This is a genomic window from Rhizobium sp. SRDI969 (assembly GCF_025152725.1).
In the GTDB taxonomy this organism is placed as follows: Bacteria; Pseudomonadota; Alphaproteobacteria; order Rhizobiales; family Rhizobiaceae; genus Rhizobium; species Rhizobium leguminosarum_I.
Genome location: NZ_CP104036.1, coordinates 195,343 through 217,453, shown reverse-complemented (window position 1 = coordinate 217,453; position 22,111 = coordinate 195,343). Strand labels below are relative to the sequence as shown.

The following is a 22,111-nucleotide window of genomic DNA, read 5'->3' as shown; positions in this document are numbered from 1 at the left end:
AAATCATTAGGGCACATATCGTCTTTTGGGGCGGAATTCGCGGCTCGTCTTGCCTCCGGTCGTCTGCTCCCTAGATCCGACACATGGATACCGAGCGAACCACAGCTCATATCAAATCGGTAAGGGCGTCTTCGCGGAAACCTCTCCAGAGGTTGAGCCCGGCCATTGTAGAGCAGGTAGAGCACCTGCTTGGTGGACGTACGCGTGATATCCGCCTCAATGGGGAGCTAGCTCAGCTTTTTGGCGAACGCTCCTGGACGCGGACCGCCAAGATCATCCGCTCGTGGATGGTCTGGGTTATCGTGCTCGACGTGCTGACGTTGGGCCTTAACGCGATCTTGCTTCCGACAGAAACCGTCATATCCATGCTTTGGCCGGCGTCTATCCTTCCCCCCGCGGCTCTTGTTGCCGCAATTGCCTTCCTGCGGCCGCATGCTTTGTGGGCGCAGGGAGTTTTCCTCCTCTCGGCTGTTTTTTTCATCCTCCTGTCGGTCGCCTTGGTGGGCGTTAACACCGGTGGCGAGTTTTACGAGCGGCATTTGACCATCATGCTTTTTGTGGCCGTCACGGCCATTATCATTTTTCCCATTCCACTCGGTTGGGCGATGGCGATCGGTGCTTCTGCCCTCAGTATCTATCTTGTGTTTCAACTGCGAAATCCGGGCATCGAAGCTGGGAGTGCTCTGGCCGGCACGCTGTTTTTCGCAAGCGGTATGGCTGCAACCGTCGTTGCCCGACGCACCGCAACGGTCTTCGCTCAGAAGACCTTCTTGCTGGAGTTACGAGATCGGACTCGCCTGGCGGAGCTTACTGACGCCAACTCGCAGCTGGAATTGCTGGCACGGACCGACCCGCTGACGGGTGTCGCCAACCGGCGTTCGATGATGGAAACGTTAAATCATTTCTGGAACGAGGACCTGAAACGAACGGGCGGCGCGGCGATGCTGATGTGCGATGTCGACGACTTCAAGCATCTAAACGATAATCTCGGACATGCCGAAGGCGACCGCTGCCTGGTGAAAATTGCCGGCATCATTCAGAGCAGCATGAGAGACGAGCGGGACAAGGTCGCCCGCTACGGAGGCGAAGAGTTTCTCGTCTTTCTCCCAGGCTCCGATGAACAAGAGGCCGGGTTGGTCGCCGAAAGAATTCGCAGCCGAGTAGAAGCTGCGTCTCTTCCAAATCCTACCTCCCGCGTCGGTCCCTGGGTCACTGTCAGCATCGGACTAGCGATATCGATGCAAAACGGTGAACTCGTGTCAGCTGAGCACATGCAGCGCCAAGCGGATGCGGCCCTCTACCTTGCCAAAAAGACGGGCCGCAACCGCGTGGTGGTCCACTCTCGTGAGATAGATCAAAGCCTCCAATGAAGTAATTCCAGCAAGAGTACGCTGCTCCTGTTGTCATTCTGGCGCTCAAACGGCTTCGAGCCGGCTCGGTGTCAGTCGTCCAGGCTGCCCATTTGACAGGATATCCTACAAGTCTATATGTAACATGCGTTCTTATCGGCGATGCGGGAAAGTGAGCGGGCATGACATTGAAATCGATGAAGCCGCTGACGCGCGCGCCGCTGTTGCATGTCTCCGTGCAGGAAAGTCTGCGCGTCTATATCGACGATAACGGCTTAGCGCCCGGAACCTTGCTTCCGGCGGAAGGAGAGCTTGCCACCCAACTCGGTGTCAGCCGCAATTCGCTGAGGGAAGGCATCAAGGCGTTGGAATCGCTCGGCGTGCTGGAGACGCGGCGCGGCGTCGGCATCTTCGTGAAGGCCTTTTCCTTCGAGCCGCTTCTCGACAACCTCGCTTACGGCCTCGGCGGCGCCCTGCGGCAGATCGAGGAGGTCCTCGAAATCCGGCGCACGCTGGAAGTGGGATTGATCGGCAAAACCATCGACGTGATCGGCGAGGAGGACATCGCCGAGCTGCGCGCCACCGTCAATCGGATGTGCGCCCATGCCGAGAGGGGCGAAACCTTTGCGGAAGATGACCAGCTGTTCCACCGACTGCTGTTTCGCTGCCAGGACAATGAAACGCTAGTGCGGTTGATCGATGTCTTCTGGCTCGCCTTCTACAAGGCGTCGGATTTCGTCAACCTTGAAAATGCCGATCCGATGGCGACGTGGCGCGACCATGCCGCCATCGTCGATGCGATCGAGGCAAAAGATCTGGAGGAGGCGCGCAGACGCCTGGATCGTCACTACGAGGGCATTGCCCGGGTGATTGCCAACAACAAGACGAGTTCAAACGTGGGAGGAACACATGAAAAGACTGTCTAGATTATCGGCTATTGCGCTTGGCGCCCTGCTGTCGACGGCTGCCGTTCCGGCTCTTGTCGTTTCCGGCGTTGTAACAGAGGCTCAGGCGGCCACTCTGTCCGGCGGCTTCGATGTCGGCCCCGGAGGCTTCCAGGGCAACTTCAATCCGCTCGCCGCGACCGCCGGCTTCACCTGGCTCAGCATCTACTACGAACCGCTGATCACCTATGACGACAAGCTGCAGAAGGTCGTCGGCGCGCTGGCAAGCTCCTACGAGGTCAGCTCCGACCAGATGACCTACACGTTCAAGCTGGCGGACGCCAAATGGCATGACGGCAAACCGTTCACCGCCAAGGACGCAAAGTTCACCATGGGCCTTGCGATGGATGCGAAAACCGGCTCGGTGCTCGCTGCCCGGCTGAAGGGCATATCGTCGGTCGAGACGCCGGACGATCACACTGTCGTTATCAAGCTCAGCGCGCCGAGCAGCAGTTTTCCCGACACGATGACCAAGGTGATGATGCTGCCCGAGCATGCGCTCTCCTCGATCCCGGCCGACCAGCTGGCGAAGAACACGTGGTGGTCCACAGCTCCGATCGGCACCGGTCCGTTCAAATTCACCAAATACGTCTCGGATCAATATGTCGAACTTGCCGCAAATACCGATTATCGCGGTGGCAAACCCGCACTGGAACGCGTCATCAATCGCTATTTCGCCAACCCGGCCGCAGCGATCGCGGCGCTGAGAGCCGGTGAAATCCAGTTCACCTATGTCGATTCCAACGATGTGCCGACCTTCAAGGACAACAAGGATTTCAAGGTCATCGAAGGCAACTCTTTCGTCGTCAACTATCTCGGCTTCAACCACGATTCCCCGCTCTGGAAAGACGTGCGCGTCCGCCAGGCGGTGATGTACGCGATCAATCGCGACGCCATCATCCAGAGCCTCTATGGCGGTGCGGCCAAGCCAGCCAATTGCGCCTATGTCGCCGACCAACTGATACCCAAGGGCATCGACACCTATGCCTACGATCCTGAGAAGGCCAAGCAACTGCTGACCGAAGCCGGCTGGGACCAGATCAATGGCGCCAAGCCGATCACCCTTCTGACCTATTACACCACGCCGCTGGCGACCAATGTGCTTGCCGCAGTCCAGGCGATGCTTGCCCAGGTCGGCATCAACATCGTCCCGCGCGCCGTCGATGCGCCAACCTATAATAGCATCGTGCTCAATGCGACGCCGGACATTGCCCAGTTCCAGATGGTTTATGCCGGACTGCAGAATGGGCCGGATGCCGGAAGCATCAATGTCGGCCTCAACGAGAAGCAGATCCCTCCGGCCGGACCGAATGTCGCCAGGGTTCGCATGCCTGACCTCACCAAGGCGCTCGATAGTGCCTTGGCCGAGCCTGACAGCACCAAGCGGGATGCCGCCTACCAGGACGTCTGCAAGGTGATGAACGCGAACCTGCCCTGGGCGACGCTCTGGGTGGCAAACCGCTACGGCATCGTCTCGACCAAGGTGAAGGATTTCGTCTGGACGCCGGCGCCGGGCGGCGGCCCCTACCAGGCCAACCCACAGAAATGGTCGATTGCCGAATAGGCGTATTCCACAAAGCCGTCAGGGTGGCTTCGGCCACCCTGACAAGACGGCCCGACAGACGGATTGCCGATGCTCCAATACAGTCTCAGACGCCTGATCATAGGAATAGGCATGCTCGTCGCCCTGAGCATGCTGATCTTCCTGCTGCTGCGCCTGACGCCCGGCGATCCGATCGATGCCTATATCGATCCGAACCTGCCGATGTCGCCGTCCGATCTTGCCGATCTGCGCAAAAGCCTCGGGCTCGATCAGCCCTTGCCGGTGCAGTATCTCGGCTGGTTGCAGCAGGCGCTGACCGGCAATCTCGGCTATTCGATCAAGCGTCTCGATCAGCCGGTTCTAGGCTTAGTGCTGTCACGGATCGGCCCGACAGTGCTGTTGATGGGCACCGCACTTGCCTTTGCCATCGTCGCAGGCATCACCTTCGGGGTGATCGGCGCCGTCCGCCGCAATTCGCTGGCCGATGTCTCGCTGTCGGTGGTTGCGCTTGCGGGGATTTCCAGCCCTGCCTTCCTCAGCGCGCTGATCGGCCTTTATATCTTCTCCGTGCGCCTGCACTGGATGCCATCCGGCGGCATGCTGACGCCGGGCGAGGAATTCTCGGTGGGCGATCTTCTCCACCATCTGATCCTGCCGGCGGCACTTCTGTCTGTTGCGCAGGCCGCATTGATCATGCGCTACATGCGCGCTTCGCTGCTCGAAGTCCTGAACCAGGATTACGTGCGCACCGCCCGCGCCAAAGGCGTTCGCGAGTTCTGGGTCATCAGCAAGCATGCCTTGCGCAATGCGCTTCTTCCGATTGTGACGCTGATCGGCTCCACCATCGGGCTTGCCATCGGCGGCGCCATCTTCATCGAGAGCGTCTTCAACTGGCCGGGCATGGGGCTTTTGCTCGTCGATGCCGTGCAGACCCGCGACTACCCCGTCATCATGGGGGCGACGCTCGTCATCGGCGCCTGCGTTATCGCCGTCAATCTTCTGACCGACATTACCTATGCGGTCGTCGACCCGCGCATCAAGGTGGGCTGACCATGCTGGCACGCTCTTCCGAACGCCGGAGCCCCGGACCACTGGCCCGCGCCTTCAGTCGGTTTCTGCTCAACCGCGCAGCCGTTGCCGGCGTCTTCATTGCCATTCCGATGCTGCTGCTGATCCTCTCCTATCCGCTATGGTGGGCCTACCGGCCGAACGACATCGATCTTCTGGCGATGAATAGCGGCCCGACGGCAACGCACTGGTTCGGAGCCGACGGCGTTGGCCGCGACGTCTTCGCGCGCGTGCTCGAGGGCGGCAGGATTTCGCTGCTGGTCGCGGTCGCGTCGACCGCGCTTTCGGCGGTCATCGGGTTTCTTTTTGGAGCAATCTCGGCGCTTGCAGGACGCTGGACGGACGCCGTCTCGATGCGCTTCGTCGATCTGGTGATGACCCTGCCGCCCGTCATCTTCCTGCTTGTGCTCGCCTCGATCGCCGGCACCGGCATCTGGCCGACCGTGCTCGTCATCTCGTTGCTCTCCTGGCCGCTGCTGGCGCGCATGATCCGTTCGCGGTTGCTGGAACTGCGCGAACGCGACTTCGTCATGGCCGCCCGCGGCATGGGCGCCGGCATCGGACATCTGCTGTTTCGCCACGGCCTGCCGAACTCGATCGATATCCTCGTGGTCTATGCAACGCTGCAGATTGCCAATGCCATCCTGCTCGAGGCGGGGCTGTCCTTCCTCGGTCTCGGCATCGCCCCGCCGGCGGCAAGCTGGGGTAACATGCTGAACGCGGCCCGCTCGACCGCCGTGCTCGAACAATATCCGTGGCAATGGCTCTTCCCCGGCGCCGCGCTGATCCTTGCCGTCCTGGCAATCAACTTCATTGGCGATGGCCTCAGAGATGCCTTCGACCCGCGTGCCGAACTGAACTGACAATCGAAAGAAACGAAAATGACCAAATTCAAGGGTGTCGTCCCTCCCGTCGTAACACCGCTCAATCCGGATCTCACCGTCGACTACCCATCCTATACGCGCGTGCTCGAGCATCTGATCGATGCCGGTTGCCATGGCGTATTCGTGCTCGGCTCGACGAGCGAGGTGATCTTCCACGATGACAAGACCCGGCGGGACATCATCGAACATTCGGCCAAGGTGGTGAATGGCCGGGTGCCGCTGATCGTGGGGGTCATCGATCCGACCACGGATCGCGTCATCGCCCATGCGAAGGTCGCAAAGGCCGCCGGCGCCGATGCGGTCGTGGTGACGGCGCCATTCTATACCGTCACCAGCCAGTCCGAGATCCTCGACCACTTCCGTTATATCCGCGACGCAGTGGATGTTCCGCTGGTCGCCTACGACATTCCTGTCTGCGTTCATATCAAGCTGCAGCGCCAGACGGTCGTCACGCTTGCCAGGGAAGGCGCCATTATCGGCCTGAAGGATTCCAGCGGCGACGACGGCAACTTCCGCTACGCGCTCCTCGATCTTGCCGAGCACAAGGACGTCTTCCTGATGACCGGCTCCGAGATAGTCGTCGATGCCGCGCTGCTGATGGGCGCCCATGGCGTTGTCCCCGGTATCGCCAATGTCGATCCGCGCGGCTATGTCCGCCTTTGGGATGCTGCCCAGCGCGGCGACTGGATCGCCGCGAAGAAAGAACAGGAGCGCCTCTGCCGCCTGTTTGAGATCGTCTGGGTCGCGCAGGGCCGCGTCAGTGGCGGCGCAGCAGGCATCGGCGCGTTCAAGACCGCCATGCGCAGTCTCGGCATCATCGATTCCGCCGTCATGCCGCGGCCGCGTGCCTCCCTTAACGATACCGAAACGGCGCGGATCGAAGAGATCCTGCGTGCAACCGGCCTGCTGAACTGAGCCGGCTGATGGAACAGACCGCCGAACCCGTGCTCGACATCAGGGGATTGCGAACGATCTTCCGCATCCGCGGCGGCGAGATCACGGCGGTCAACAATATCGACCTGACCGTTGCAGCCGGCGAGACACTTGCGCTCGTCGGCGAATCCGGCTCCGGCAAGTCGGTCACCAGCCTATCCATCATGCGGCTGCTCACCCGCAACATCGGTATGATCGCCGCGGGCAGCATCCGCCTTGCGACGAGCGACGGTGTGGTCCGCGATCTCGTCTCCCTCGACGACGAGAGCATGCGCAGGATCAGGGGCGACGACATCGGCATGATCTTTCAGGAGCCGATGTCGAGCCTCAATCCCGTCTTTACCATCGGCGACCAGATCGCCGAGCCGATCCGTATACATCGCGGTAGCGATCGCAAGGCGGCGATGAACGCAGCCGTCGCGCTGCTTGAAAGCGTCGGCATACCGGACGCTCAACGCCGCGCCGGCCAATATCCGCACGAACTCTCGGGCGGCATGCGGCAGCGCGCCACAATCGCCATGGCGCTCGCCTGCGATCCGGCGCTGCTGATTGCCGACGAGCCGACCACGGCGCTCGACGTGACGATCCAGGCGCAGATTCTCGACCTGCTCCTCAAACTGCAGCGCGAGCGCGGCATGGCCATGCTCTTCGTCACCCACAATCTCGGCGTCGTCGCCGAAATCGCCCATCGCGTGGCGGTGATGTATGCCGGCCGGATCGTCGAAGAAGGGCCGGTCGGCGAGGTTTTCCGCAATCCCAAGCATCCCTACACGATGGGCCTTCTCGCCTCCATGCCGCGCCTTGGCGATGCCGCGCGGATGAAACAGGCCGGCGAAAAGCTCGCCGCCATTCCCGGAATGGTCCCGAGCCTGATGAACATGCCGAGCGGCTGCGCCTTTTCTCCGCGCTGCAAATTCGCGATCGAAGCCTGTCGCGCTGCCGTTCCCGCGCTCGAACAGGTCAGTCCGCAGCATCGCAGCCGCTGCATCAGATGGCAGGAGATCTAGGTGAGCGCACCGCTGCTTTCCGTCCGCGACCTTTCGAAACACTATACTTCCCGTGGCACGCGACTGAACATTCTTGAGGGTATCTCCTTCGATATCGGCAAGGGTGAAGTCGTCGGGCTTGTCGGCGAATCCGGCAGCGGAAAGACCACGATCGGGCGTTCCGTCCTTCGCCTCGTCGAGCCGTCGTCCGGCAGCGTCCGTTTCGACGGCACAGAACTCACGGCACTTTCCGCCTCCGCGCTCAGACGGCAACGGCCGCGCATGCAGTATATTTTCCAGGACCCCTTCGCCAGCCTGTCGCCGCGTATGACGATCGGCGAGATCCTGACGGAAGGCTTGAAGATCCAGGGGATCGGCACCGCCCGTGACCGGCTCGAACGGGCGCAGTCGGCCTTGGCAAAGGTCGACCTGCCCGCCGATGCGATCAATCGGTACGCGCATGAATTTTCCGGTGGCCAGCGCCAGCGCATCGGCATTGCCCGGGCGTTGACCTTGTCGCCGGAATTCATCGTCGCCGACGAGCCGGTCTCGGCGCTCGACGTATCGATCCAGGCGCAGGTGATCAACCTGCTGCGCGACCTCCAGCAGCAACTTGGCCTGACCATGCTGTTCATCTCACATGACCTTGCCGTCGTCGAATATATCTGCGACCGGGTGATCGTGCTTTATCTCGGCCGCATTATGGAAGTCGCACCAAGTGCCGATCTTTATGCGAGACCGCAGCATCCCTATACGCGCGCGCTGCTCTCGGCGATTCCGTCGCCCGATCCGGATGCCCGCCGTAACAGGCAGATCCTGAAAGGCGATATTCCAAGTCCGGCCAATCCGCCGAGCGGATGTGTTTTTCGCACGCGCTGTCCGAGCGCGCTCGAGGCCTGCGCCGGCACCGTTCCGCAATTGCGGGAAATCGCACCTGGCCATTTCAAGACCTGCATCCGCGACGACCTCAACTGATCCGTCATCCATCGGAGAAACAAGAGATGAATGCAAAGACGCCGCGTCCCGCCATCGGCGGAAATTGGGCGAGCCTGCTTTTGCCGATCGCAGCCGATGACAGCATCGAATTCGACAAGCTCGGTGAAGAGATCGATATCCTCATCGATGCCGGCGTCGATGGTATTTACTCAAATGGCACTGCCGGCGAATTCCACAATCAGACGGAAGCGGAGTTCGACAGGATGCAGGCAATGCTGGCCGAGCGCTGCAAGGCATCTTCAACCCCATTCGTCATCGGCGCCTGCCAGCCCGACCCGCTGATCATGCTCAATCGCGTCCGCCGCGCCGCCGCACTCGATCCCCACGCCATTCAGGTCATATTGCCGGACTGGTGGCCGCTTACCGATGCCGAAGCGATCGATTTCCTGAAACGAGCGGCTGAGGCTGCCGACGGTATTCGGCTCATCCTCTACAATCCACCGCACGCAAAACGGGTACTGGCGCCAAAGGAGTTGGGCGCGGTCTGTGCGGCGGTGCCTGAGGTGATCGGCATCAAGCTCGCCGACGGCGACGGCTCCTGGTATGCCGAGGCACGCCTGTATCTCTCGGGGCTTTCGCTCTTCGTCCCCGGCCATCATCTCGCAACCGGCACGAGGGAAGGTGTGGCAGCAGGCTCTTTTTCCAACGTGGCCTGCCTTAGTCCCCGCGGCGCTCAGATCTGGACGGTCTCGATGCGAAACGATATCGACGCCGCACTCGATTTGGAGCGACGCATCCGCACGTTTATGGACGCGCATATCGTCCCGTTTCGGCAGGATTTCGGTTATTCGAACGCCGCTCTCGACAAGCTCCTGAGTGCGATCGGCAATTGGGGACCCGTGGGAACCCGCTTGCGGTTTCCCTATCGCTCGATAGACATCGCAGAAGCGGTCAGGTTGCGACGCATCGCACGTTCCGAACTCCCCGATCTTTTCCCCTGAGTTTGCCTAAAGAAGGGGCTTTCCGATATGGCGCGCAACGAAAACTTCTACCATCCCAGCCGGGCCGATATCTTGCTGGAGGCCTCCTTCAGCAGAACGATGAAGCGGTCGACATCGCTTTTTTGCGTGCGGAAGGCCGGGGCGCCGACATTCACCGCGGCGATCACGGATCCGTCGAATGCCAGAACCGGCACCGAGACGGAGACGAGTTGATCGCTGACTTCACCGTAACTCACACAAAATCCCTGGCGGCGGATTTTATCCAATTCAGCAACCAGCTTGCCACGATCCGTGATCGTGCGCTTGGTCAGCCGCGGTAAAGTCTCGGGGATCATTTGCAACTGCACCTGGGGGTGGAGATAGGCGAGAAGCACCTTGTACGAGCCGGCCGTGAGCGGCCGTCTTCGACCGATCATCGCCTGCACCCGCAAGTCGCGCATCGGTTCGAACTTCGCAATACACAGGGATTCCCCATTGTCGATGATCCTGAGCTGGGTCGTTTCGTTCGCCTTCTGGCCGACTTCTTCAAGAATAGGATTGGCTATGCGCACCAGATCAACCTGTGTCGAGGCAGCGGTCCCGAGAATGATCGCAGTCGTCCCAAGCCGGTAAGTGCCCGTATCACTCTTCCGCACCAGGCCGCGCCGTTCCAGTGTGCGTAACATGCGCAAAATTCTCGGCTTGGTTTCCCCGAGGTTCTGCGCCACCTCAGTCAGCCTGATATCCGGGTTTTTGGCGACATTTAGCAATACCTCGATGCAGACATCAACAGACTGCACGATATCGCTTTTTGACGGATTTCTTTTGTCCATGGGGCCAGAATTTTCTCCGCGACCAAGGCTGAAGGAGTGGCATAATTTCAAGTTACGCCTATCGTAACGCGCTTGTTTTCCGTTTGACAGCCCCCTTGCGGCCCCCTTACCAATTTGTGTCAAGAGTGGATGGGAACCTGCTCGCACCGACCAAGCAAGGTCGGCCCAAAAACGCTAAACCGGGATTGAAGAAATGGCCGCAAAAACATTGACGCGGGCAGCGATCGGGCTGCTTGGTACGATTGCTATTCCTGCAATGGTCGCCGCACAGGAAACCCCGCTGACGATCGGGATGTCGACGACGCCGACGACGCTAGATCCTCATGAAGATAGTTCGGCGCCAAACAATGCGACCTCACGCCATATCTGGGACAGCCTCATAAACCTCACGGGAACGTCGGCAAATGCGCCGGAACTCGCCACCGAATGGAAGGTCATCGACCCGACCCATTGGGAATTCAAGCTGCGGAAGGGCGTGAAATTCCATGACGGCAGCGAGTTCAATGCCGATGACGTCATTGCTTCGCTTCTGCGTGCTCGCGACAAGCCAAGCCAGAGCTTTGCTTCCTACACCCGCAATATTGTCAATGTCACGGCCACGGATCCCTATACCATCGTCGTCGAGACAAAGGTTCCTGATCCGATTCTGCTGAATTCCGTCAGCCGAATTCGCATTATCAGCGCCGATTGCAAGGAGGCGCCGGTCCAGGATTTCGACAACGGCAAGTGTGCAATCGGAACCGGGGCCTATTCCTTCGTCTCCTATTCGCCAGGCAGTAACCTGACCTTAAAGCGCAATGACAGCTATTTCGCAGGCCCCTCGCACTGGTCGAACGTCACGCTGCGCTTCCTGCCCGATGACGGCGCCCGTCTGGCATCGCTTCTCTCCAACGAGATCGACATTGTCGAAACCCTTCCTGCCGATGGAATGGCACGCGTGGAAGCGAGCGATAATCTGCAAGTCATCAACGGCCTGTCTTCCCGCTTCGTTTATCTTGGCCTCGATGTCAGCCGCGATGTTTCGCCTTTCGTGAAGGCTGCGGATGGTTCCGATCTCGACAAGAACCCGCTCAAGGATGAACGGGTGCGTCGGGCAATGCTGATGTCGATCAACCGGCCGGCAATCGTCGACCGCGTCATGCAGAAGAACGGCACGGTGGCCGACCAATTCGTCACCCAAGGCTATGCGGGCTATTCCGAAAAAGTCGAGAAGGTGGGTTATGATCCCGCCGCCGCCAAGGCGCTTCTGGCCGAGGCCGGTTATCCCGATGGCTTCAGCCTGACCCTGCACGGTCCCTCTGGCCGTTACGTCAAGGATGCCGAAGTTCTGCAGGCGGTCGGCCAGATGTTCACACGCATCGGCATCAAATCGAAAGTCGAGGTCCTGCCTTGGTCGATGTATTCGGAAGCCTATTCAAAGGGCACCTACAGCACCTATTTCGGCTCCTGGGGTGTGAACACCGGCGAAACCACCAATCCGACTGTCGCGCTAGTAGCCACGCGCGACGAGAAAAAGGGGACCGGCAGATATAACGGCGGCGGCGTGTCCGATCCGAAGATCGACGGGGTGCTGGCCAAGGCGAGTTCGACGCTCGATGAAGCCGCACGCGCGCCCCTTCTCGAGGAGCTGTCGACCGAGACCTTCAACAACCTCTGGCTCCTCCCAATGCATTACGAAAACGTCGTGCTGGGTGCAAAGAAGACCGTGTCCTACACCCCGCGCGGCGACAAATATACGCTCGCTTACGACGTGAAACCGGCGGACTGATGCTTGTCGTCCAAAAGCGTGCAGCGGTTTTGGGCGACACGCATCCAATAAAGACTTGAAGTGCGTCGCATGGATCCATTCGATGCGACGCGGTTTAAGAACAGCAGCATGGGGCCGCCCCGAGGACGCCCCTTTCTTCATCTCCCAGGAGACATTCATGCAGGAACTTGGAACGGGCGAAGCCGTCGCCCGGGCGAAGGCCATCTATGACTATGGCCAGACGGCCATCTTCGCCTCTCAGGCCGATCCCCGCCTCCATATGGTGCTTTATGTGCCGCCGACGGCGGCAGACGGCCGCAAGCTCGACCTCCTGGTCGCGGTCCACGGCACCGGGCGCACGTCGGCCATCGACTTCCGCGACGGTTTTGCCGAATTCGGACTCTACAACGACTGTGCCATCCTTTGCCCGATCTTCCCGGTTGGCGTTCTCGGCGATGGTGCGCGTTCCGGCTACAAGTTTCTTGAGGAAGGCGACATCCGCTACGATCAGGTCGTCCTTGCCATGGTCGCGGAAATGGCCGACAAATACCGCCAGGACTGGTCCAAATTCGCCATGTTCGGCTTCTCCGGCGGCGGGCATTTCGTGCACCGTTTCACCATCCTGCATCCGGAAAAGCTCTGGGCGGCATCGATCGGCGCACCTGGTTCCGTCACCCTTGTGGATCCGACGCGTGACTGGTGGGTCGGCATTCGGGATCTGGAGGCGCGCTTCGGCAAGGCCTTCCGGCCCGAAGATCTCGCCAAGGTGCCGGTGCATATGATCGTCGGCGATGCCGATCTGGAGACCTGGGAAATCACCCACAAGCCGGGTGGCAAATATTATATGGATGGCGCAAACGACGCCGGCAAAACGCGGCCCGAACGCCTTGCCGCCCTGGCGAGCTCATTCCGCGAAGCGGGTGTCGACGTGACGTTCGATCGTGTTCCGGGCGTCTCTCACGACCGGATGAAGGTTCTGGGCAACGTCAAAGCCTTCCTGGCAAAGGTGCTGGAGGGCCGTCGCGCGAAATGAGAAATGCAACGATCGTGGCGCCTCAGCCGGAGGCAGTCGAAGCCGGCGCGGAAGTTCTCGAACGCGGCGGCAATGCCATCGACGCAGCACTTGCCTGTGCTTTCGTCCAGGGCGTGGTCGACCCGCAGATGGCCGGCATCGGCGGCTTCGGCTCCATGCATGTCTATATGCCGAAAAAGGGCGTGCACGAGATCCTCGAATTTTATGCGCGCGCGCCGTTGAAGGCTGCGCCGGACATGTGGCTCGACAAGATCAAGCAACAGAGCCGCGACGGCTTCGGCTACGTGCTTGAGGGCAATATTTCCGATATCGGCTACCTTGCCGTCTGTACCCCCGGCTCGCTAAAAGGCTATGAGACCGCGCTACGCGATTACGGCACCTTCGATTGGGCCGATCTCATCAAGCCGGCCATCCGCCTTGCCCGTAGCGGTTTCATGATCCGAAACCACATGCACTGGTATTGGGCCAAGGACCAGTCGAATGACGGTTTTGCCAACACGCTCGACAAGCTGCGCTTTTCTGAAACGGGCCGGAAAGTCTATTTCCACGACGACGGCACGCTCAAGAATGTCGGCGACCTGCTCGTCAACAAGGATATGGCCGAGACCCTCGAACGCATCGCGCGAAGCGGCGGCTCGGACATCTTCTATCACGGCGAACTGGCCGAACAGATCGCCGACGATTTCAAGGCACATGGCGGCTTGATCGATCGGGAGGATCTGGCGCGTTACAAATTGTCGAAGGTGGAGCCGGTTTGGGGCGACTACCGCGACAACCGCATCGCCACCTCGCCTCCACCAGGCTCGGGCTTTCCGATGCTGGAACTCCTGCATATCATGGAGCAGTTCGATGTCGGCTCGCTGCAGCATGGCAGCGCCGAACATGTCCGCATCCTGTTCGAATCCATGAAGCGGATGACGATCGACAAGGACGCGCATATGGGCGATCCCGCCTATGTCGACGTGCCCTATGAAAAGCTGCTGTCGAAACAGCATGCAAAGGCGCATGCCGGCGCGATCAAGGCGGGCGAGATCGCCAGCGTATCGCGGCTTGATCGATCGCAGCGCGACACCACCCACATCTCGGTGATCGACAAGGACGGCAATGCCGTCGCGATGACCCACACCCTAGGCAGTCCCTCGGGCGCGATCACCGATAGCCTCGGCTTCATGTACAATGGCACGATGAGCCGCTTTAATCCGCTTCCGGGTAAGCCCGGCTCCATCGCGCCCGGCAAGCGGCGTCCCAGCTCGGCGGCACCGACGATCGTCTTCAAGGGCGACGAGCCCAGCATCGTCATCGGAGCGCCAGGCGGCAGCTATATCGCGCCGGCCGTTGCGCAATGCCTGATGAACATGATCGATTTCGACATGTCCGTGATCGAGGCCGTCTCGGCGCCAAGGATCGTGGGGGTGTCAAACACGATCGACATCTGCAATCGCATTCGACACTCTGTCGAAGACGAGCTGCGGGCGCAGGGCTACCAGGTGGCACGGTCGCCGCAGACATATGCGTTCGCCGCAGTCCACGCGATCAAGATTGACGGCGGCATCTCGAAAGGCGCGGCCGATCCGCAGCGCGACGGGATGGCGATCTCCGTCGGCTAGATTCAAAATTACAGCGTCCTTTGCGGCTCTCGAAAAGACGCGCGGCGCTGTAGGGAGAGGTTCAATGGTCACATCCATCATCAGGCGGTTGATACAGGCGCTGTTCGTCGTTGTCGCGATGACGATCATTGTCTTCATCGGCGTCAATGTGATCGGCAACCCGGTCGACATCCTCATCAACCCGGACGCCAATCAGGCGGAGCGGGCACTCGTCATCGCCCATTACGGCCTGGATCAGCCGCTGTGGAAACAGTACCTGCTGTTTCTCCAAGGACTTCTGCACGGGGACTTCGGCAACAGCTTCGTTTATGGGCGCCCGGCGCTGGGTCTGATTCTCGAACGTCTCCCGGCGACGCTCGAACTGGCGATCACGGCTCTCGGCATCGCGCTGCTGTTCGGCTTGCCGCTTGGGCTGTATGCAGGGCTCTACCCCAATCGGATTTCCTCCAAGCTGATCATGAGCGGCTCAATTCTGGGCTTCTCGCTTCCGACCTTCTGGGTCGGCCTCATGCTGATCATGGTATTTTCCGTCGAGCTCGGCTGGTTGCCGACGAATGGCCGCGGCCCGACGCGGGAACTGCTTGGCGCACAATGGTCGTTTCTGACCGGGGACGGCATCAGGCATCTTCTATTGCCCGCGTTCAACCTGGCTCTGTTCAAGACGTCGCTCATTCTTCGGCTGACCCGCGCCGGCGTGCAGGAGGTCCTTCCTCAGGACTATGTGAAGTTCGCCCGCGCCAAGGGATTGCGAGAGCGGCGGATCATTTCCGTGCACGTTCTCAAGAACCTGATGATCCCGGTGTTAACGATCATCGGCCTTGAGTTCGGGTCACTGATCGCCTTTTCGGTCGTCACCGAAAGCATCTTTGCGTGGCCGGGCATGGGCAAGCTCATCATCGACTCGATCAACCTTCTCGATCGCCCCGTCATCGTCGCCTACCTGATGATGATGGTGCTGCTCTTCGTCGTCCTCAACTTCATCATCGATATCTGTTATACCCTTCTGGATCCGCGGGTCCGGCTGGAAGGAAAGGCTTGACCCCATGGCCGAACCACAAACGCAAGACACTAGTGCTCCAACGCCCGAACCCAGTCGTCTGTCGAAAGGGATCGCGGATTTCTTCAGCTCTCCGGCAGCCGCGATCGCCTTCCTCACGCTGGTGATCATCTGTTGCCTGGCGCTGTTCGCGCCATGGATCTCTCCGCAAAATCCCTATGATTTGATGCAGCTCGACATCATGGATGGACGACTGCCGCCGGGGTCCGAATCCATGACCGGGCTTGTCTATCACCTCGGTACCGACAGCCAGGGCCGTGATATCCTGTCCGGCATCCTTTATGGCCTGCGTACCTCATTGCTGGTGGGCGTTCTGTCGGCCTTCGCTGCTGCCATCATCGGAACCTCAGCCGGACTGTTCGCCGCTTACATGGGAGGGCGCACGGAAACCGCGATGATGCGGCTCGTCGACCTGCAGCTGTCGTTTCCCACCATCTTGATGGCACTCATGATGCTCGCCGTGCTCGGCAAGGGCGTGCCCAATGTCGTGATCGCACTGATCATCGCCGAGTGGGCGACCTATGCCCGAACGGTCCGCGGCACCGCTCTGGTCGAGCGCGAGAAGGAATATATCGAGGCGGCCCGGATGCTGCGCCTGCCTGGATGGCGCATCCTCTTCAGGCACCTGCTGCCGAACTGTCTTGCGCCGGTCATCGTCATCGCCACCATGCAGATCGCCCGGGCAATTGGCCTCGAAGCAACCTTGTCCTTCCTCGGCCTCGGCGCATCGGTGACCGAACCCTCGCTCGGCATGCTGATCTCGACGGGCTACCAGTATCTTCTGACGGGCCTCTACTGGATCAGCTTCTTTCCCGGCATTGCCCTTCTGGTCACGATCGCGGCGATCAATCTCGTCGGCGACCGGCTGCGCGATGTCCTCAACCCGAGGAACATGTCATGACCCCATTGCTGCAAGTGAGCAATCTCGTCACCGAATTCGGCGGCGGCAGGGGACGGCCCCGCGTTTGCGCCGTCAATGATGTGTCATTCACGGTGGAGCGCGGCAAGGTCCTTGGTCTTGTGGGAGAATCCGGATCCGGAAAGTCGGTGACCGGCTTCTCGATCATGCGGCTCCTCGATAAGCCCGGCCGGATTGTCGGCGGCAGCGTCATCTTCGACGGCGCCGACATCGCGAAATATTCCGACGAAGAGATGCGGCAACTACGCGGCAAACGGATCGCCATGGTATTCCAGGATCCGATGATGACGCTCAACCCGGTCCTGACCGTCGGGACGCAGATGGTTGAAGCCGTCCAGGCACACGAGCGAGTCTCGAAGGATGCCGCCCGGCAGCGGGCGCGGGATGCTTTGGCGCTGGTCGGAATACCAAGCCCTGATGAAAGGCTTGCCGCCTACCCGCATCAGTTTTCCGGCGGAATGCGCCAGCGTGTGGCGATCGCCATCGCGCTTCTTCACAAGCCGGACCTCATCATCGCCGATGAACCGACGACGGCGCTGGATGTGACGATCCAGAGCCAGATCATTTCCGAATTCCAGAAACTCACCGAAGAGGGAAATACGGCGGTGATCTGGATCACCCACGATCTGGCGATCGTTTCAAGATTGGCCGACGAGATCGCCGTCATGTATGCCGGCCGCCTCGTCGAGACCGGACCGGTGGGCAAGGTTCTGACCGATCCTCACCATCCCTATACCGCCGGTCTGATCGCGTCGGTGCCTTCGCAAAACAGACGCAGAGAGCCCCTTCACCAGATCCGCGGTATGACACCGGCCATTAGCCGTCTCCCACAGGGATGCAGTTTTCGTACGCGCTGTGATTGGGCAACCGACGGCTGTCTGGTCATGCCGGCGCTTATGCCGGACGGCGATCGCTCCTTCCGCTGCATTCATCCCGTAACGAAAGAGGTAGCATGATGACGGCGACCGCCGCGCCCCTGATCGAAGCGAGAAACGTGTCGCAGCGCTTCGGAGCCAAGCCCGACCTGGCCGCCAAGATCGCGCTCAAGCTCAAGCTGGCCAAGCCGGCGCCTATCGTTCACGCGCTTGATAATGTCAGCCTCAGCATCCGGCCCGGAGAGGTTGTCGGCCTTGTCGGCGAAAGCGGCTGCGGGAAGTCGACGCTTGGCCGCGCCATTGCAGGGATTACGTCACCGAGCCAGGGCCAAATCCTCTGGAAGGGGATGGACCGAAGCGCCATGTCGAAAGGCGAGCAGCATCAGTTCGGTCTCGCCAGCCAGATGATCTTCCAGAATCCGTTGGCGGCTCTCAATCCGCGCATGACCGTCGAAGAGCTTATCTGGGAGGCGCCTCGGACGCATGGGCTTGCCCGCTCCACGGAACGCGACGCCTATGTCGACAGATATTTGATGCTGGCCGGTTTCGACCCGGCCATGAAAAGGCGATACCCGCACCAGTTTTCCGGTGGCCAGCGGCAACGCGTCAATATTGCGCGTGCGCTTGCCGTGCAGCCGAAATTCCTCGTCTGTGACGAAAGCGTCGCAGCACTCGACGTTTCCATCCAGGCTCAGGTGATCAACCTGTTCATGGAACTTCGTGACAAGCTCGACCTGACCTATTTGTTCGTCAGCCATGATCTCGGCGTCGTGGAACATATTTCCGACCGCGTTGCGATCATGTATCTCGGTCGCATCGTCGAAGAGGCGCCCGTCGAGGAGGTTTTCAGGCGGCCCAATCATCCTTACACGAAAGCGCTCTTGGCCGAGGTGCCGCGCATCGAACCCGGCAAGCGACAATTCAAGCCCGTCGATGGCGAACTCCCCAGCCCAATAAACCCGCCGAAAGGCTGTCACTTCCATCCGAGATGCCCGATTGCGATGGACCGCTGTCATATGGAAGTGCCGGTGAAAAGGGAAATTGCACCGGGGCACCTGTCGGCTTGCCACCTCAATGATGAATAATCTCGAACAACAGACCGCTGATGGCTTCAGGTCATCCTGCTAATGTGCATGAGCCCCGCCCGGACGGGAGACTTTTTTCAACCCGGCTCCCGCGGCGGCGGTGTTCGCCAGGGAGGCGTCGCCGAGCGAAATGACGCCGGTTAGGCGCTTGTCACGATTGACGACGGGAAGGCGGCGAACCTGGACCTGCCCCATGTTGCGCGTCACGTCGTCGACATCATCGTCTTCGAAGCAATATTTGACATCGCGGGTCATGACTTCGCGCACCTTTGCATCGCCCCCTAATCCGTCGGCAAGCCCGCGCACGACGAGATCGCGGTCGGTGATGGTTCCGACGAGCCGGTCATTGTCGCCGACCGGCAGGAAGCCGATCTGCCTGTCGGCCATGCATCTCGCGATTTCGGCTATCGTCTGGTTAGGGTTGGCGATTTCTACATCGCGCGACATGATCTCTGACACTTTCATGGTCTTTCCTCCTGCCTTTTGCGGTTAATGGACGTCGAATGTTCCGGTGAGAGTCGTTTCCGAAACGATGTGGTTGCGGCTCCTGCCAGTCTCTCGAGGCCCTAATGGCGCATATCCGGATCCGGCCAGAGCGCCTGGACTTCTGCCGGCAGCCCGTGGCGCACTTTCCGCACCTCGCCCGGATCGATATAGTGGGAAAGCACCCGGAAAACCGACCGCACGGCCTCCTTCGCGTCTACCGGACGCGTCGATGAAAGCTCGTCGTTCACCTGCTCCAGGAACTCATCCAGGGAACGTGAACGGACGGGTTGTTTGGAAGGATCGTAGCGGTCGTAATAGGCGCCGCGCACGAGGAGCGGCAGCTGTGCCGACAGATGCGCAGCCAGATCGATCGGCAGACGATCTCTCAACGTATGAAGAACCGCGCCAAGCACATGCCAAGCAAGCTGCCGATCAGGTCCCTGGTCGGCCATCAGATCGTCGAGCCATATATTTGTGGTTTGCAGCGTCTTATCGAAGACGGCGACACCCGAAGCGCTCATGGCTTCACCTCCATGATGATGGTTCGAATCTGTTGAACCACTCAGGGAGATGAAAGTTCCGGAAGGCATCGTTAAATGCACCGGCCGCTTCGTCAAGAATCCGACGTGCCCTCCTCCTCCACGAAAATTCCCCAAGCGGCGATGAAGAGAGCGGCTATCAACGGCCCGATCACGAAACCATTGATGCCTACGAGAGAAATGCCGCCAATGGTGGAAATGAGGACAACATAGTCCGGAAGCTTGGTCTCCCTGCCGACCAAGGACGGCCTCAGAAGATTATCGACAAGACCTATGACGAGGGCGCCGACCGCAACCAGCACAAGCGCCTTCACCCAAAAACCGGCCAGGGCCAGGTAAACGGCCGTGGGCACCCAGATCAATGCGGCGCCGACCGCAGGCAGCAGCGACAGGAAGCTCATCAGCACGCCCCACAGCAGGGCTGGCTCGACGCCGAGGGCCCAGAAGGCGATCCCGCCGATCGAACCTTGGATGATAGCGATGATAATATTTCCTCGCACGGTCGCGTGAATGACCGAAGTGAATTTGGAGGTGAAGCGAAGTGTATGAGCATCGCTGAGAGGCAGCGCTCTTCTGATGGCGCGGGCAACGGCGCGCCCGTCCCGGAACATGAAGAACAGGAGATAGAGCATGACGCCGAAGGTGACGAAGAACCGCAGGGTGTTCTGGCCGAGGCTCAAGGCACGCCCGGCAAAGAAGCCGCCGCCCTGCATCAATGCCGAGGAAACGCGTTCCTGAAACGTATCGACGCCATTCAGCTCGATCCTCCGGAGCCAGTCGCGGAGGAAAAGGGGCAACGCTTCTTGCAGTTTCTGGACAAAGCTTCGGACATCGATCTCGCCGCTGTCCATGCGTTGGTAGAGAAGGTTGCCCTGCTGGACGAGTGAACTGAGAACGATCAACCCCGGAATGATCACGACGCAAAGGCAGACCAGCACGGACAGCGCTGCAGCAAGGTTTCCGCGCCCACCCAGCTGCGCCTCCATACGGGCGTGAAGCGGGAAGAAGATGATGGCGAGGACGACTGCCCAGAATATCGCCGAATAGAACGGTAGCACGATGGCGACGAAGGCAATGGTCACGAGGACCAGAAGCACATAGAAACTGACACGCTGAAGGAGCATTCGATCTTTCCGCTTCGAGACCGCGATGATGATGATAGCACAGATGCGGCAGCAGTGCTGGACCTCCCTTCCATCCTGTCTTGATGGCTCGATCCGCACGCGCCTCTCGCAACCGACAGGAACTTCTTCTTCCGATTTTTGTTATTCGGCTCATGTTAATGAACCAATCAGTCCAGCCGAGGCTCGGAACAACAATTCATATCGAAGATCAGGATGTTCACATCCTTGACGGAGGCAACCCACATGGCCTTCCAGTCGTCCTCCTGCATGGCTGCGGCAGTCTTGCGCAGGAAATTTTGCTCGCCTTCGACAACAGCGATTTCCGGATCATTGCACCCGACCGGCCTGGCTATGGACTGAGCACGCCGCCTGCACCGGCTGAGCGTGGACCTGAGGGACAGTCCTTCTGGCTTGAGCGCCTTCTCGCGTCTCTCGAGCTGCCGGAGGTGAGGATCGTCGCGCACTCGATCGGCAGCGCAGCGGCCTTACACCTTGCTGCAAGAAGACCAGACCTCGTCAGGGGACTTTTTCTCATTTCCCCATGTTGCGCGCCTGTGCCATCGAAGCCGTTGATTGTGCTTAGATCGGCGGTCGCTCCGGTGGTCGGGCCGTTGATCCGCCAGCACGTCATCGGCCGGTGGCCCGCATTCTTTCTCGATCGAGGTCTGAGGTCGTCCTCCTTTCCCAATCCCCTGCCTTCTCATCTCGCGGACCTGCCGGCCTCTCACGTGGTCAATCCGATTAGCATCCGCACGATGGCCGACGAGTTGCGCGCCTTCAACCGAGACATGGAACGCCTTCCGGATCTGCCTGGCGATCTTCCCCTGCACGTTCTCTTCGGGATGGCGGACCGAGTGATTTCACCGAACTGGCATATTGATTGGCTTTGCAGGAAGCATCCAGGGCCGGTCGTCAGATTGCTGGAAGGTGTCGGGCATTTACCCCATCATGTGGTCCCTGGCGTGGCGCGAGAGATGCTTTGTGATGTTGTGGAGGCATCGGCACAAGATACGAAACTCCCGCGCGTGAGGAGCATCGGCTCGCAGGCGGTTGCAGAAGCGAGTGCCGGTCTCAAGAGTAGATGAATCCCCGGCCCTCCAATTCGAGGCGCCGCGGTATTCCAGAGTAACGATGGGGCAATACCACACCAGAAGGCCGCAAGCCGATCTCTGCCTTTAGCAGT

At 60.1% G+C, this 22,111-nt stretch carries 21 protein-coding genes; 17 read left to right on the top strand and 4 right to left on the bottom strand.

Going from position 1 to position 22,111, the window contains the following annotated elements; translation table 11 throughout:
- The first annotated feature begins 83 nt into the window (after nucleotides 1–83).
- The 9 genes from N2A41_RS25180 (at nucleotide 84) to N2A41_RS25140 (ending at nucleotide 9,644) form a co-directional block, all read left to right on the top strand.
- Nucleotides 84–1,370, top strand: coding sequence for a GGDEF domain-containing protein (locus N2A41_RS25180; RefSeq protein ID WP_260111374.1), 1,287 nt, complete (start codon nucleotides 84–86; stop codon nucleotides 1,368–1,370).
- A gap of 161 nt (nucleotides 1,371–1,531) precedes the next feature.
- Nucleotides 1,532–2,275, top strand: coding sequence for a FadR/GntR family transcriptional regulator (locus N2A41_RS25175; protein ID WP_260111373.1), 744 nt, complete (start codon nucleotides 1,532–1,534; stop codon nucleotides 2,273–2,275).
- Nucleotides 2,259–3,857, top strand: a complete 1,599-nt coding sequence (locus tag N2A41_RS25170; RefSeq protein ID WP_260111372.1) for an ABC transporter substrate-binding protein — start codon at nucleotides 2,259–2,261, stop codon at nucleotides 3,855–3,857. Before N2A41_RS25175 ends, N2A41_RS25170 begins: the two co-directional genes overlap by 17 nt.
- A 69-nt stretch (nucleotides 3,858–3,926) precedes the next feature.
- Entirely contained in the window at nucleotides 3,927–4,886 is a 960-nt protein-coding gene (locus N2A41_RS25165; protein ID WP_162115844.1) for an ABC transporter permease, read from the top strand.
- A 2-nt stretch (nucleotides 4,887–4,888) separates the two neighbouring features.
- Nucleotides 4,889–5,767 (top strand): ABC transporter permease, encoded by an 879-nt coding sequence (locus N2A41_RS25160; RefSeq protein WP_222295206.1) that lies wholly within the window; start codon nucleotides 4,889–4,891, stop codon nucleotides 5,765–5,767.
- Nucleotides 5,768–5,785: 18 nt separating this feature from the next.
- Nucleotides 5,786–6,703, top strand: coding sequence for a dihydrodipicolinate synthase family protein (locus N2A41_RS25155; protein WP_222295205.1), 918 nt, complete (start codon nucleotides 5,786–5,788; stop codon nucleotides 6,701–6,703).
- An 8-nt stretch (nucleotides 6,704–6,711) separates the two neighbouring features.
- Nucleotides 6,712–7,728, top strand: coding sequence for an ABC transporter ATP-binding protein (locus N2A41_RS25150; RefSeq protein ID WP_260111371.1), 1,017 nt, complete (start codon nucleotides 6,712–6,714; stop codon nucleotides 7,726–7,728).
- Entirely contained in the window at nucleotides 7,729–8,682 is a 954-nt protein-coding gene (locus tag N2A41_RS25145; protein WP_222295204.1) for an ABC transporter ATP-binding protein, read from the top strand. It abuts the gene before it with no gap.
- Nucleotides 8,683–8,708: 26 nt separating this feature from the next.
- On the top strand, nucleotides 8,709–9,644 hold the full coding sequence (locus N2A41_RS25140; RefSeq protein WP_222295203.1) for a dihydrodipicolinate synthase family protein: 936 nt from the start codon (nucleotides 8,709–8,711) through the stop codon (nucleotides 9,642–9,644).
- Between the two features lie 47 nt (nucleotides 9,645–9,691).
- Here N2A41_RS25140 and N2A41_RS25135 read toward each other — a convergent pair whose 3' ends face one another.
- Nucleotides 9,692–10,456 carry an IclR family transcriptional regulator gene (locus N2A41_RS25135; protein WP_020047487.1) on the bottom strand — a complete coding sequence of 255 codons (765 nt, stop codon included), beginning with the start codon at nucleotides 10,454–10,456 and terminating at the stop codon, nucleotides 9,692–9,694.
- A 193-nt stretch (nucleotides 10,457–10,649) separates the two neighbouring features.
- On the opposite strand from N2A41_RS25135, the gene N2A41_RS25130 reads away from it, so the two are divergent.
- From N2A41_RS25130 to N2A41_RS25100, 7 genes are all read left to right on the top strand, one after another.
- The gene (locus N2A41_RS25130; protein WP_260111370.1) at nucleotides 10,650–12,224 is read left to right on the top strand and encodes an ABC transporter substrate-binding protein; all 1,575 of its coding nucleotides are present in this window, start codon (nucleotides 10,650–10,652) and stop codon (nucleotides 12,222–12,224) included.
- Nucleotides 12,225–12,381: 157 nt separating this feature from the next.
- Entirely contained in the window at nucleotides 12,382–13,236 is an 855-nt protein-coding gene (locus N2A41_RS25125) for an alpha/beta hydrolase (protein ID WP_260111369.1), read from the top strand.
- Nucleotides 13,233–14,843, top strand: coding sequence for a gamma-glutamyltransferase (ggt, locus tag N2A41_RS25120; RefSeq protein ID WP_260111368.1), 1,611 nt, complete (start codon nucleotides 13,233–13,235; stop codon nucleotides 14,841–14,843). Before N2A41_RS25125 ends, ggt begins: the two co-directional genes overlap by 4 nt.
- A gap of 64 nt (nucleotides 14,844–14,907) precedes the next feature.
- On the top strand, nucleotides 14,908–15,882 hold the full coding sequence (locus tag N2A41_RS25115; RefSeq protein ID WP_260111367.1) for an ABC transporter permease: 975 nt from the start codon (nucleotides 14,908–14,910) through the stop codon (nucleotides 15,880–15,882).
- A gap of 4 nt (nucleotides 15,883–15,886) precedes the next feature.
- The gene (locus N2A41_RS25110) at nucleotides 15,887–16,801 is read left to right on the top strand and encodes an ABC transporter permease (protein ID WP_138390398.1); all 915 of its coding nucleotides are present in this window, start codon (nucleotides 15,887–15,889) and stop codon (nucleotides 16,799–16,801) included.
- Complete coding sequence (locus N2A41_RS25105; RefSeq protein ID WP_260111366.1) at nucleotides 16,798–17,775, top strand: ABC transporter ATP-binding protein; 978 nt, start codon at nucleotides 16,798–16,800, stop codon at nucleotides 17,773–17,775. The genes N2A41_RS25110 and N2A41_RS25105 overlap by 4 nt, the downstream gene beginning before the upstream one ends.
- A complete protein-coding gene (locus N2A41_RS25100; protein WP_162115906.1) occupies nucleotides 17,775–18,779 on the top strand; it encodes an ABC transporter ATP-binding protein in 1,005 nt (334 codons plus the stop codon). Before N2A41_RS25105 ends, N2A41_RS25100 begins: the two co-directional genes overlap by 1 nt.
- 39 nt (nucleotides 18,780–18,818) lie before the next feature.
- On the opposite strand, the gene N2A41_RS25095 is transcribed toward N2A41_RS25100, so the two are convergent.
- The 3 genes from N2A41_RS25095 to N2A41_RS25085 all read right to left on the bottom strand — a co-directional run bounded on the left by N2A41_RS25095 (nucleotide 18,819) and on the right by N2A41_RS25085 (nucleotide 20,928).
- Nucleotides 18,819–19,244 (bottom strand): CBS domain-containing protein, encoded by a 426-nt coding sequence (locus N2A41_RS25095; RefSeq protein ID WP_162115857.1) that lies wholly within the window; start codon nucleotides 19,242–19,244, stop codon nucleotides 18,819–18,821.
- A 101-nt stretch (nucleotides 19,245–19,345) separates the two neighbouring features.
- Nucleotides 19,346–19,786 carry a DUF2267 domain-containing protein gene (locus N2A41_RS25090; RefSeq protein ID WP_064250491.1) on the bottom strand — a complete coding sequence of 147 codons (441 nt, stop codon included), beginning with the start codon at nucleotides 19,784–19,786 and terminating at the stop codon, nucleotides 19,346–19,348.
- 92 nt (nucleotides 19,787–19,878) lie between these two features.
- Nucleotides 19,879–20,928 carry an AI-2E family transporter gene (locus N2A41_RS25085; protein WP_260111365.1) on the bottom strand — a complete coding sequence of 350 codons (1,050 nt, stop codon included), beginning with the start codon at nucleotides 20,926–20,928 and terminating at the stop codon, nucleotides 19,879–19,881.
- Nucleotides 20,929–21,086: 158 nt separating this feature from the next.
- On the opposite strand from N2A41_RS25085, the gene N2A41_RS25080 reads away from it, so the two are divergent.
- Nucleotides 21,087–22,013 carry an alpha/beta fold hydrolase gene (locus tag N2A41_RS25080; RefSeq protein WP_260111364.1) on the top strand — a complete coding sequence of 309 codons (927 nt, stop codon included), beginning with the start codon at nucleotides 21,087–21,089 and terminating at the stop codon, nucleotides 22,011–22,013.
- Nucleotides 22,014–22,111 lie beyond the last annotated feature (98 nt).